This window comes from Hymenobacter negativus, from assembly GCF_017571495.1.
Lineage (GTDB): Bacteria > Bacteroidota > Bacteroidia > Cytophagales > Hymenobacteraceae > Hymenobacter > Hymenobacter negativus.
The window spans coordinates 160,420-173,101 of sequence record NZ_JAGETZ010000012.1 but is presented as its reverse complement, the minus strand read 5'-3'; the positions used below and the strand labels follow the sequence as shown (position 1 = coordinate 173,101).

The following is a 12,682-nucleotide window of genomic DNA, read 5'->3' as shown; positions in this document are numbered from 1 at the left end:
CCTCGCCGGATTTCAGCCCCTACCTAATCACCTCCACCCAGCCCTTGTAGGTGCGCTTGGTATTGGCAAAGTCCGCAAACTCCACCTCCGCCAGGTAGTAGTACACCCCGCCCGAGACCCGGGCTGCCTTTCCGAAATCGCCAGTCAACCCGCCGGCGTTCCAGTTGATGAGGACGGGGTCGTCGGCGGTGGTCGTGTTCTGGAACACCTGCACGCCCCAGCGGTTGAAGGCCTGGAAACGGATGCGCCGCACCGGGCTGTTGTTCTTGGGCCGGAACACGTCGTTCTGCCCGTCCCCATTCGGCGTGAACACGTTCGGCAGCTTGAAGAACAAACAGTTGTCCTGGCAGGCCACATTGCTCGTGTCGCTCAGCGCCCCGCTGCTGGCCACGGCCTGCACGGCGTAGCAGCCGCCGGAAAACAGCAGGTTCGGGTGCACAAAGCCCGGCTGGGCCGTGCTGCCCAGGTAGGCGAAGGCCCCCGTCGGCGTGGGCCGGTAGTAGACCCGGTAGCTGGCGATGGCCGCCTCGCAGCCGGCCGGGGCCCGGCCCACGGTCCAGCGCAGGCGGTTGGTGTAGCGCTCGCGCAGCCCGGGGAACTCCGGCAGGTTCGACAGGCTGTCGCAGTTCGTCGTCACCAGCGTCAGCTCTGGTGTACACGGCGGGGTGATGAGGTCCAGGCAGCGTTCCTGGCTACGGTTCAGCAGCGAGCTAAGCGCCGGAATGTTGGCATACTGGCCATCTGTCTGCACGTAGTAGCAGTAACTCTGGCCTTTTACCAACGTTGGGTCGTTATCGGTGTAGGTGCCGCCAGTGGCTGTGCTGGTAGCGGTACCAATGCGCGTGTACGCGCTCGTACCACCCATGCGCCGGTACACGGTCGTTGGATGCGCCGTATTGTCCCAAGGCACATTGTGCGTCCAGTTCAGGTTGATAAAGGTAGCCCTGGGGTCGGGCAGGGCGCTCAGGCGCACGCTGCTAGCGGGTGCCGCCGTTTCGGTGATGGTCGCGCCGGCCCCGGGCGGGAACGTCTGCACAAAGTCCAGCTTGTAGGTATACTGCTTGTCCAGCGTGTTCAGGTTGGTATCGGTGTAGCAGGTATTGCTGAGCGTGGTGATATTCGTCACCGGCACGAAGGCCGTAGCGGCCGGATTCAGCCCCTCGGCCCGTGAAAGCACATAGCTTGGGGTGCCATCAAAAGGTGCACCCGTGGCCGAGCGTGGCTCCGTCCAGCATACCTCAATCTGGCCTGTATTGGTTTGGGTGCTTGTCACGTCAACCTTAATGAGCCGCGCTGAAGCGCCCGGAATGCTGGCACAAGCCTCAGCCGAGGCAATGCTACGGCCGCCGGCGGGCAGCGGAAAATCGGCGTAGATGCGGTAGCAATACGTCAGGCCCCGGTCGAGGCCCCGAACCGTGCCGCTGGCATCCACGCCGGCATCGGTGAAGGTGGTCGTCCCGATTGGCACAGTGCCGATGCGCACGTATCCCGCTGAGGCCGGAATGCCGGTTTCGCAAGCAGAAGGTACCCAACCGGACTGGTTAATCCGGCGGTAAATGTTCATCTGGCTGGCATTGGCGCACTGATACGTGTTCCAGTTCAGCGTGATGCTGGTGGGGTTGCTACCCGGCACGGCGGTGGCCTGCAGGCTTTGCGGCGGCGGCCCTACTACCGTAATCCGCCAAACTTTAATGTCAACCAGTGGCGGATTGGTGCTAGACGAGCCGGTTGGGGTATCCTGAGCCTTAAAGGTGACCTGATACGGCAGCCGAGCCACGTTGCTGCAATCCGTCTGCCAGGCAAACGTGCCGCTGGCTTGCAACGGGCCGGTCTGCGACTGCACAAACGTGGCCGGTGGAATGATGCCCGAATAGGCAAACAAGCTAACGGCCGTAGCCGCCGAACTGGTCGGCGATACCCCGTCGGTGGCTGTCACGGTGCCGCTCACCCGCTGGCCAGCCACCACGCAGATATCGGCGGGCACAATTAGGCTAGGCGGCAGGTCATTGGTAGCCAGCACATTGATTTGCATATCGCGCACCACCTCCCCTATCAGTCTTTTTCGACCACCGCCAAACCTACGCCATTCTTCTACCACCATGGCCACGTTGTAGAACCCAACGGCTACTGGCGCATTCCAGGTAATCATGCCCGTTTGGACATCCTGAACAAATGTCGCCGGCTGGCCCGCAAAACCTGTCTGCACACCATATTGGTCAATGAAGTCGACTTGGTAAGGCGGGTTATTTGCGGCCGTAACATTGGGGGTATTGGGCAGCCGGTAGTTGGTGCAGTTTATGGGAATGGGGTTGTTAGTGCCGGTGCCCCCATTGGTCCCGGTACAGGGTGGGCCCAATGTACCCAATACTCCGGCAGGCACCTGCTGGCACGGTACCAGCTTATAAGCCAATGAGTCGCCATCCGCATCGAAGCCAGCCGGGTTGTGCTGAAATACTTGGTATAGCCCGGCTTTGTCCACCGCCGGCGCAGTGAGGATGGCAGAATGGTTGCGACCCAAGGTCGGGTCAATGGTAATTCTTGTGCGCAGGTAAAACGTCTGGGTGGAAGAATTTGCCATATTCAGCACCCCGGCAACACGGTTTTGACCAATAAACTCTACCTCAAACGCGCCGACTGACTGGTACGTGTGCTCGAAATAATAAATATTAACATCGGTGTCGGCTGTGCCCGGCACGCCTCGTACAACGGCTCGGGGAATCCCATTGTAGCAACTGGAAGTTCCATCCCCAAAGAAAACCGTTTCGAATTCTTCAGGCACATTGGGCCCGGGGTCAGTATAGAGCGTCAGCTTAAAAAATATCCGGAAGGGATTCGCCCGTGACGTGGTGTCAACCTTCGCCTGAATATCACCAGCCCGAATGTGCATGGCATATGCGATATCAGGCCGTAGGGCCAGCCCGGCCAGCAGCATTATTGTCAATAGCACTGGCCGTACCAGTAGCCTTGCCCCGAGTGTAAAGCGTTGTTCCATAAGTGAGGTAGTAGAAACCTGTGTACGAATTCAATCAAATGTAACGGATTGAACTACGACATATTGCACTAGATGCAGTGTGCCGGATTTATGCATAACTGAACGCGAATATTCCGCATACGCAACAGCAAGCTGAACCCATTTCCGTGGGTTGTACTGCTCAAAAATTAAGCCATGAAAAAGGCCGCCGCGAATAAACACGGCGGCCTCCCCCAACTCTTTAGTACGGCTATAATCCGTAGGTTACCTAATCACCTCCACCCAGCCCTTGTAGGTGCGCTTGGTATTGGCAAAGTCCGCAAACTCCACCTCGGCCAGGTAGTAGTATACCCCGCCTGAGACCCGAGTTGTGGTGCCGTTGCCAATTTCACCGGCTACCCCACCGGCGTTCCAGTTGATGAGGACGGGGTCGTCGGCGGTGGTCGTGTTCTGGAACACCTGCACGCCCCAGCGGTTGAAGGCCTGGAAACGGATGCGCCGCACCGGGCTGTTGTTCTTGGGCCGGAACACGTCGTTCTGCCCGTCCCCATTCGGCGTGAACACGTTCGGCAGCTTGAAGAACAAACAGTTGTCCTGGCAGGCCACATTGCTCGTGTCGCTCAGCGCCCCGCTGCTGGCCACGGCCTGCACGGCGTAGCAGCCGCCGGAAAACAGCAGGTTCGGGTGCACAAAGCCCGGCTGGGCCGTGCTGCCCAGGTAGGCGAAGGCCCCCGTCGGCGTGGGCCGGTAGTAGACCCGGTAGCTGGCGATGGCCGCCTCGCAGCCGGCCGGGGCCCGGCCCACGGTCCAGCGCAGGCGGTTGGTGTAGCGCTCGCGCAGCCCGGGGAACTCCGGCAGGTTCGACAGGCTGTCGCAGTTCGTCGTCACCAGCGTCAGCTCCGGCGTGCACGGCGGCGTGATGAGCACAGCACATTTTTCTTGGCTACGGTTCAGCAGCGAGCTTAGGAAAGCGAAGCCAGCGTAGCGGCCGTTGGTTTGCACGTAGTAGCAGTAACTCTGGCCTTTCACCAATGTTGGGTCGCTATCGGTGTAGGTGCCGCCGGTGGCTGTGCTGGTAGCAGTGCCAATAGGCACGAAGCCCGTTGTGTTACGGCGATAAATGGTGGTTGGCTGAGCAGTGTTATCCCACGGTACATTATATGTCCAGTTCAACACAATGGCCGTAGCCGTGCGGTTGGGAATAGCATTCAGGCGCACACTGCTGGCTGTAGGCGAGGTTTCAGTGATAGTAGCGCCAGCCCCGGCAGGGAATGTGCGCACGAAGTCCAGCTTGTAGGTATACTGCTTGTCCTGCGTGTTCAGGTTGGTGTCGGTGTAGCAGGTATCGGTGAGTGAAGTCAGTGTCGTTACCGGCACGAAGGCCGTAGCGGCCGGACTTAGCCCCTCGGCCCGTGAAAGCACATAGCTTGGGGTGCCATCAAAGGGTGCACCCGTGGCCGAGCGGGGTCGGGTCCAGCAAACCTGAATCTGACCGGTAGTGGTCTGAGTAGTGGCTACGTCTACCTTCGTAATCATCGCCCCGCGCCCAGCAATGAACGTGCACGCTTCGGCGGAGGCAATGCTCTGGCCAGCGGCGGGCAGCGGGAAGTCTGCATAGATGCGGTAGCAATAGTTCTGGCCCCGGTCGAGGCCAATCACCGTGCCGCTGGCATCGACGCCCCTATCGTTAAAGGTGGTGGTACCAATCGGGACGGTACCGATGCGCACATACCCCGCCGAAGCTGGAATGCCCGTGTCGCATGGTCCCGGCACAAAGCCCGACGGATTTACCTTGCGATAGATATGCATCTGGGTAGCATTGGCGCACTGATACGTATTCCAGTTTAGCGTAATGCTGTTGGGGTTGCCGTTGCTACCTGGCACGGGCGTGGCCCGCAGGTTTTGCGGCGGTGGCCCCACTACCGTAATTCGCCAAACTTTTTCGTCAATCAGCGGCGGGTTAGTTGTCGATGCGCCGGCCGGTGAGTCCTGGGCTTTAAAGACTACCTGATAGGGCGAGCGGGCTACGTTGCTGCAATCGGTGCGCCAGCTAAAAGTGCCCCGTGCCTGCGGTGGGCCGGTCTGCGACTGTATAAACGTAGCTGGCGGAATAATACCTGAATAAGCAAACAGGGAAATGGCAGTCTGTGGCGAGTTTGCACTAACCCCATCTATTGCCGTTACTGTGCCCGTCACCGTCTGGCCTGCCACCACACAGATATCGGCCGGAATAGTAATGGTAGGACGCAGGTTGGCAGTCGCCGACACAATAATCTGCATGTCGCGAATCACCTCTCCAATCAGGCGGTAAGTACCATTAGCAAGTCGGCGGCGCTCTTCCACCATCATTGCCACATTGTAAAGCCCCACTGCGGCAGGAGCGTTCCAGGTAATCTGGCCGGTGTTTGGGTTCATCACGAAGATGGCCGGGTTGCCACCGGAGTCCGACGGAACTCCGGTGTAGGGTACTGTTAAGGCCCCAGGAGATACGACCGGGTCGTTGGGCAGGCGGTAGTTGGTGCAGGACACTGGGCTGGGCCGGTTATTGCCACTACCACCTGTGCAAGGCGGGCCCACGGTACCGTCGATGCCCGCAGGTACCTGCTGGCAGTTGATTAGTCGATACGACAGCGAGTCACCATCCGCATCATACGCGGCTGGATTGTGCAAAAAGACCTGGTTTACGCTGGCTTTATCGATGGCTGGGGCGGTCAGAATCGCCCCATGGTTCAGGCCTAGCGCGGGGTCAATGGTAACAGCAGTACTAATGTAAAACGACTGCTGGTCCGAAAACGCCATATTCAGCACACCCCGGTTACGGTTCTCACCAATAAAGCTGACCTCGAACCGGCCAGTAGATTGGAAAGTGTGCTCAAACAAGTAGATGTTGATACTGGTATCGGGGCTGCCGGGAATGGTTCGCTTGGATGTGCGGGCCACCCCGTCTTTGCAACTCGACGTGCCATCACCGAAAAAGATAGTGGCCGTCGGCTGGTCCACCGACGATGTATTGTCGGTGTACAAAATCATTTTAAAGAAAATCCGGCGTGGATTGGGGTTGGCCGTGGTGTCCACCTTGGCCTGAATGTCGCCGGCACGGATGTGCGATGCCCGAGCGACCTGCGGCCCCCAGCTGGCCAGTATCAGCAACAGCAAGGCCGCACCCCGCATCATTGCCTTGTTCCGAAACAGAAAAAATTGTAGCATACCAACTTGGATAGCGAGAAAAAAGAAAGAAGTTCGAAGCAGTTATCCTGCCCGATTGAGAGGCTGACCAGACGTCCCCACCGTTTGGCCGGCTATGCTTGTGACCGGGCGCGCCCGTACGGGTTTATTTAACGATGCCGACAAGGGATAGATTCACTAAGGCCCTGCAATGTTTTCGAAACACGGCAGCAGCTGCAAGAAACAAGCCCTTCCATTGCCCGGTTAGCCAGTGAGGGCTACCTTTGAGCCCTTAAACATACCTCTTCACATCCCCAGTTTGGCAACTTTATGAGTTGGATATCCAAAACATTCACCAGCAGCATCGGCCGCAAGATTATTATGGCCCTCACGGGCCTGTTCCTGTGCTCGTTCCTGGTAGTTCACCTCATTGGCAACCTGCAACTTTTTAAGCACGACCAAGGCGCGGCGTTCAATGTCTACTCCCACTTCATGGGCACCAACCCCATCATTCGCACCATCGAATGGGGACTGGTACTCGGGTTTGGCTTTCACATTTATGAGGCCCTCATGCTCACCCGCCGCAACAAAGCCGCCCGCGGCGCGCAGGGTTACGTGAGTAATCACTCCGAGCAAAACAGCGAGTGGACTTCGCGCAACATGGGCATTTTGGGCACCATTATCCTGATTTTCCTCATTGTCCACCTCTACAACTTCTTCTGGCGTGCCCGTTTCGCCGGCAACCTGCCCAAAATGGGCGGCGCCGACCCCCTGACCAGCGACTACGACAACCTCTACATGGCCGTAGTGTCGTCGTTTCATATCTGGTGGTACGTGCTGCTTTATGTGGCTGCCCAAATCAGCCTCGGCTACCACTTGTGGCACGGCTTCCGCTCAGGCTTCCAGACCCTGGGCCTGAACCATCGCAAATACACGCCGGCTATCAAATATGTTGGCTACACGTTTGCCGTAGTAGTTTCGGCAGCCTTTGCTGCCATGCCCCTGTATTTCTTCCTGTTTACTGATGCCCAGGGCGAATTGGCAACCAATGCCCCTGCCCTGCTGCACTCGGTGGCTGCCGCTTTCTAATTTGCTGACGAGCAACAAAACGCCAACTGCCAATAACACTCGGCAACTTCGGCTGTTTACTTGCTGACAATCACTCCATCACTCCGTCATCACTATGCTGTTGGATTCCAAAATTCCTGAAGGCCCCCTCGCTGAAAAATGGGAGAAGCACAAGTTTAACGTCAAGCTCGTGAACCCCGCCAACAAGCGGAAATACGACGTGATTGTGGTCGGCACGGGCCTGGCGGGCGGTGCTGCCGCTGCTTCGCTCGCCGAGCTGGGCTACAACGTAAAAGCCTTTACTTACCACGATTCTCCCCGCCGTGCGCACTCCATTGCCGCGCAGGGGGGCATCAATGCCGCTAAAAACTACCAGAACGACGGCGACTCCGTGTTCCGTTTGTTCTACGATACCATTAAGGGGGGTGACTACCGTGCCCGTGAAGCCAACGTGTACCGCCTGGCCCAGGTATCGGTCAATATCATCGACCAGTGCGTAGCCCAGGGTGTGCCCTTCGCCCGTGAATACGGCGGGTTGCTGGCCAACCGCTCCTTCGGAGGTGCGCAGGTAAGCCGCACGTTCTACGCCCGCGGCCAAACCGGACAGCAGCTGCTGCTGGGGGCTTACTCGGCCCTGAGCCGTCAGATTGCCTACGGCAAGGTGAAGATGTACACCCGCTCGGAAATGCTCGACGTGGTGATTGTGGACGGGCAAGCGCGCGGCATCGTAACCCGCAACCTTATTACGGGCGAAATTGAAACCCATGCGGCGCACGCCGTGGTATTGGCTACCGGTGGCTATGGTAACGTGTTCTATTTGAGCACCAATGCCAAATACTGTAACGTAACTGCTGCTTGGCGTGCTCACAAGAAAGGCGCTTTCTTCGCCAACCCCTGCTTCACCCAGATTCACCCCACGTGCATCCCGGTAAGCGGCGACTACCAGTCGAAGCTTACGCTGATGTCGGAATCGCTCCGCAACGACGGCCGTGTGTGGGTGCCTAAAACGGTAGAAATGGCTGAGCGCGTGCGCAAAGGCCAAATCAAGCCTCAGGATATTGCGGAGGACGACCGCGACTACTTCCTGGAGCGCAAGTACCCGGCTTTCGGTAACCTGGTACCGCGTGACGTGGCTTCGCGCAACGCTAAAATGATGTGCGATGAAGGCCGTGGCGTGGGCAGCACTGGGCTGGCCGTATACCTCGACTTCTCGGAAATCATTAAGCGTACGGGCGCTGACGCAGTGAGCCAGAAGTACGGCAACCTGTTTGCCATGTACGAGAAAATCACCGACGAGGACCCCTACCAGATGCCGATGCGTATTTACCCGGCGGTGCACTACACCATGGGTGGCCTGTGGGTTGACTACAACCTGCAAACCAGCGTGCCTGGGCTCTATGCTACCGGTGAGTGCAACTTCTCGGACCACGGCGCCAACCGCCTCGGTGCTTCGGCCCTGATGCAGGGGTTGGCCGACGGTTACTTCGTAATCCCCTACACCATTGGCGATTACCTTGCTCAGACGCCGCCAAAACCGGTGGATACGAACCATCCCGCCTTTGCCGAGTCGAAAGCCTACGTGCAGGCCCGTACCGAGCAGTTGCTGTCTATTAAAGGAACGCGCACTCCTACGCAATTCCACAAAGCGCTGGGCCACATCATGTGGGAATATTGCGGCATGGCCCGCACTGCTGAAGGCCTGAAGCATGCTAAAGGCGAAATCCAGAAGCTACGCAAAGAATTCTGGCAGGACCTGAAAATCACGGGTACCGGCGAGGAACTAAACCAGGCACTGGAAAATGCTGGTCGCGTGGCCGACTTCTTGGAGTTGGGCGAACTAATGGTGGACGACGCGCTGAACCGCAACGAAAGCTGCGGCGGCCACTTCCGCGAGGAGTATCAGACTCCTGAAGGGGAAGCCCTGCGCGACGACGAAAACTACGCCTATGTAGCTGCCTGGGAATATCAGGGCGATAATCAGCCCGAAAAGCTCAACAAGGAAGAATTAACCTTTGAAAACGTGAAGCTGACCCAGCGCAGCTACAAATAAATTTTATGAGTTGTTAGCCATTGGCTGTTAGCTGTTAGCTCTGTGCTAAAGCGCCTCAGCTTTAAAAGCTAACAGCCCTCCGCTAACAGCTAATAGCTCAAAGAAAAATGGCCGGTTCCAATCCCAACGCTAAACCGATGAACCTGACCCTGAACGTATGGCGGCAACCTAACCGCCAGGCGCAGGGAAAAATTGTGGAATACCATGTGAAGGACATTTCGCCTGACATGTCCTTTCTGGAAATGCTCGATGTGCTGAACGAAGACCTGCTGCACGCCGGCCAGGACCCGGTAGCCTTCGACCACGACTGCCGCGAGGGCATTTGCGGCTCGTGTGACTTGTTCATCAATGGCCGCTCGCACGGCCCGGAGAAGGGCACCACAACCTGCCAACTGCACATGCGCAAGTTCTCGGACGGCGACACTATCACCATCGAGCCCTGGCGTGCCAATGCTTTCCCAGTCAACAAAGACCTGAGCGTTGACCGTTCGGCCTTCGACCGCATCATCCAAGCGGGTGGCTACGTGAGCGTGAACACCGGCGGTGCCCCCGATGGCAACGAGATTCCGATTCCAAAGGAGATTTCGGACCGCGCTTTTGAGGCAGCTACCTGTATTGGCTGTGGCGCTTGCGTGGCGGCCTGCAAAAATGCTTCGGCTATGCTGTTCGTATCGGCCAAGGTTTCGCAGTTGGCCTTGCTGCCCCAGGGCAATGTGGAGCGCAAAACCCGCGTCGAAAACATGGTGGCCCAAATGGACAAAGAAGGCTTCGGCGCCTGCACCAACATTGGCTCGTGCGCAGCCGAGTGCCCGGTGGGGATTTCGCTGGAAAACATTGCCATCCTAAACCGTGAGTTCCTGGCGGCTAAAGCGACATCAAATAACCTCGCATAAGGCTATTTGCTTAACAGAAAAAGCCCCGGCAGTAGCTACTGCCGGGGCTTTTTCTGTGCTGGCGCGTTCCCGAAGCATAGTTTCGGGGTATCCGGCTTATATGTTGCTCAGGGCCTGCATATCTTCCGCTGAGAGGTGGATATCGGCGGTTTTCATGTTCTCTTCCAGGTGTTTCACTTTGGACGTACCGGGAATGAGCAGGATATTGGGTGAATGGTGCAAGAGCCAGCTCAGGGCAATTTGCTGGGGCTTTACGCCGTGCTTGGCAGCCAGCTGGTCGAGGGCTTTAAGGGCGTCGGCGTTGCCGCCACCCAATGGGTACCAGGGAATGAAAGCAATATTCTGCTCGCGGGTATAAGTCATCTCGGCTTCCCACTTGCGGTTTTCGACGCTATACATGTTCTGTACCGACACTACTTTCACAAATTCCTGCGCCTTTTTGATGTCAGCCACGCTCACTTCGGAAAGGCCAATGTGCTTGATGCGGCCATCCTGCTGAGCTTTTTGCAGAAATTCCAGCGTTTTTTCGAAAGGCACGTTGGGGTCGATGCGATGTAGCTGATAGAGGTCAATCTGGTCGACTTTTAAGCGTTTGAGGCTGCCGTTGAGGGCATCTTCCAGGTGCTTGGGGCTGGCATCAACGGGCCATTGGTTAGGGCCGGTGCGGAGCAGGCCGCCCTTGGTAGCGATGATGAGGCCGGATTTGTAGGGGTGCAGGGCCTCCGCAATTAGCTCCTCCGACACGTTGGGTCCGTAGCTGTCGGCGGTATCGATGAAGTTGACCCCTAGCTCCACAGCGCGTTTCAGCACGCGGATGGATTCGTCGTGGTCGGCAGGCGGGCCCCAGATGCCGTCGCCGGTGATGCGCATAGCACCGTAGCCGAGACGGTTTACCGTAAAATCGCCGCCGATGGTGTAGGTAGCGGAATAGGTTTCAGTGGTGGTTGACATGGTGAATTGTTTGTTGAAATACCAGCCTGGCAATTTTGCCGGAGGGTTTCATAAGACAATTCGACGATGGGATTGTTTCGGTAGACTTGTTGTAGACCGTTACGCCGAACAAAGCATCTCTACCAAAGAAGTAATTCTGTTGCTTGAACTGGTATTGCGCTAAAGACGCTTCGCTCGCCATGACGTTATAGCCGTCAATGCTATGACTCTGTCCGCAGCTTGGGCACCAGCCATACTACTAGACCGCCAAGCAGCGAAATCAACGCGAACGACCAGCGCAGATTAGCGGCTTTGGCCACAAAACCCACCAACGGCGGCACCATCAGAAAGCCGAAGTAGCTAACCGTCGACACCGATGCCAGCGCGGCTCCGGCACGCAACGGGTTGGCCTTGCCTACGAGGCCGAATACCAGCGGCACCACGCACGACACGCCCAAACCGGCCAGCACAAATCCCAGGCCCGCTAGCAGCAGCGTAGGAAAAGCAGCAGCCAGCAGCAGGCCGGACGTCATCAGCAGGCCGCTGCCCTGCAGAATCCGCTTGGTGCCGAAGCGGCCCACAAGCCAGTCGCCGAGGAAGCGGCCGGAAGTCATGGCCACCATGTAGAGTGTGAAGCCGACGGAGGCCAACGCTTTGGGTGCCTGTACGGTTTGGGTGAAATATACGCCGGTCCAGTCGTAGAGCGTGCCCTCGCAGGCCATGGAGGCAAAGGCGATAAGGCCGAATTTAAGCACCGATTTTTCGGGCCAGGAGAAAAAGGAGCGCACCGCCGGGGGCGACGGAGGCAGGGCCAGGGTATTTGAGAAAAACAGGAAAGCCAGCGCCGTCAGCACCACCGATACCGCTGCAAAATGGGTGGTGGTACTCACGTCATTTTTAAGGAGCAGCGTCCCCACGCCCGCGGCCGCGAAGCCTGCTACGCTCCAGATGCCGTGAAAAGTGGCGATAATGGGCCGCTTGTACAGGGTCTGCACCCCCACTGATTGTGCGTTGACCGATAGGTTGAGCAGGTTGCGGGAGCAACCGAAGCAAAACAGCAGCGCCGCCAGCTGCCAGGTATGCGCCGCAAATCCCAGCATTCCCAGGGCCAGGTTGTAGAGCACGGCCCCCACCATCATCACCTGCCGGCTGCTGAAGCGCTGGAGCAGCTGGCCCGTTACAGGCAAGGTCATCATCAGGCCGGCGGGCAGGGCCAGCAACACCGCCCCAAGCTGCGCCTCGTCAAGGCCCAATCGGTGCTGAATAACGGGAATGCGGGAGGCCCAGGTGGCAAACCCAAACCCCGACACGAAGAAAAACAACGCCACTGCCACCCGCGCCCGCACCGGCGAAACGACCGGAATAACCAACTCTTCTACTTCATTCATAACGCGTGCAAAAGTAAAAGCCGCTACCCGCAAGGTTTCATCCCGCCAGGTTACGCCCTGTAGATGCAAACGGACTGGTTGCATGAGCTTACGAGCCACATGCACATTCATGCTGACTGTTTGGACATGCGAATGGTGCTTTTGCAGATGCAATTCATCCGTTTATAGATGCAAACAGCTGAATTGCATGAGCAAACGGACCAATTGTATGTCCAAA

At 57.8% G+C, this 12,682-nt stretch carries 7 protein-coding genes; 3 read left to right on the top strand and 4 right to left on the bottom strand.

The window, feature by feature from the left end:
• Positions 1–19: 19 nt before the first annotated feature.
• Both J4E00_RS21735 and J4E00_RS21730 read right to left on the bottom strand, forming a co-directional pair.
• Positions 20–2,992 carry a gliding motility-associated C-terminal domain-containing protein gene (locus tag J4E00_RS21735; RefSeq protein ID WP_208177387.1) on the bottom strand — a complete coding sequence of 991 codons (2,973 nt, stop codon included), beginning with the start codon at positions 2,990–2,992 and terminating at the stop codon, positions 20–22.
• 243 nt (positions 2,993–3,235) lie between these two features.
• On the bottom strand, positions 3,236–6,178 hold the full coding sequence (locus tag J4E00_RS21730; RefSeq protein WP_208177386.1) for a gliding motility-associated C-terminal domain-containing protein: 2,943 nt from the start codon (positions 6,176–6,178) through the stop codon (positions 3,236–3,238).
• Positions 6,179–6,466: 288 nt separating this feature from the next.
• On the opposite strand from J4E00_RS21730, the gene J4E00_RS21725 reads away from it, so the two are divergent.
• From J4E00_RS21725 to J4E00_RS21715, 3 genes are all read left to right on the top strand, one after another.
• Positions 6,467–7,225 (top strand): succinate dehydrogenase cytochrome b subunit, encoded by a 759-nt coding sequence (locus J4E00_RS21725; RefSeq protein ID WP_208177385.1) that lies wholly within the window; start codon positions 6,467–6,469, stop codon positions 7,223–7,225.
• Between the two features lie 94 nt (positions 7,226–7,319).
• A complete protein-coding gene (locus tag J4E00_RS21720) occupies positions 7,320–9,254 on the top strand; it encodes a fumarate reductase/succinate dehydrogenase flavoprotein subunit (RefSeq protein ID WP_208177384.1) in 1,935 nt (644 codons plus the stop codon).
• Between the two features lie 137 nt (positions 9,255–9,391).
• A complete protein-coding gene (locus J4E00_RS21715) occupies positions 9,392–10,147 on the top strand; it encodes a succinate dehydrogenase/fumarate reductase iron-sulfur subunit (RefSeq protein ID WP_208177383.1) in 756 nt (251 codons plus the stop codon).
• 96 nt (positions 10,148–10,243) lie between these two features.
• On the opposite strand, the gene J4E00_RS21710 is transcribed toward J4E00_RS21715, so the two are convergent.
• A complete protein-coding gene (locus J4E00_RS21710; RefSeq protein ID WP_208177382.1) occupies positions 10,244–11,098 on the bottom strand; it encodes an aldo/keto reductase in 855 nt (284 codons plus the stop codon).
• A 200-nt stretch (positions 11,099–11,298) separates the two neighbouring features.
• Positions 11,299–12,465 (bottom strand): MFS transporter, encoded by a 1,167-nt coding sequence (locus J4E00_RS21705; protein WP_208177381.1) that lies wholly within the window; start codon positions 12,463–12,465, stop codon positions 11,299–11,301.
• Positions 12,466–12,682 lie beyond the last annotated feature (217 nt).

Coding starts and splice junctions, on each gene's coding strand:
- J4E00_RS21735 (WP_208177387.1), bottom strand. CDS start 2,992: ATGGAACAACGCTTTACACTCGGGGCAAGGCTACTGGTACGGCCAGTG.
- J4E00_RS21730 (WP_208177386.1), bottom strand. CDS start 6,178: ATGCTACAATTTTTTCTGTTTCGGAACAAGGCAATGATGCGGGGTGCG.
- J4E00_RS21725 (WP_208177385.1), top strand. CDS start 6,467: ATGAGTTGGATATCCAAAACATTCACCAGCAGCATCGGCCGCAAGATT.
- J4E00_RS21720 (WP_208177384.1), top strand. CDS start 7,320: ATGCTGTTGGATTCCAAAATTCCTGAAGGCCCCCTCGCTGAAAAATGG.
- J4E00_RS21715 (WP_208177383.1), top strand. CDS start 9,392: ATGAACCTGACCCTGAACGTATGGCGGCAACCTAACCGCCAGGCGCAG.
- J4E00_RS21710 (WP_208177382.1), bottom strand. CDS start 11,098: ATGTCAACCACCACTGAAACCTATTCCGCTACCTACACCATCGGCGGC.
- J4E00_RS21705 (WP_208177381.1), bottom strand. CDS start 12,465: ATGAATGAAGTAGAAGAGTTGGTTATTCCGGTCGTTTCGCCGGTGCGG.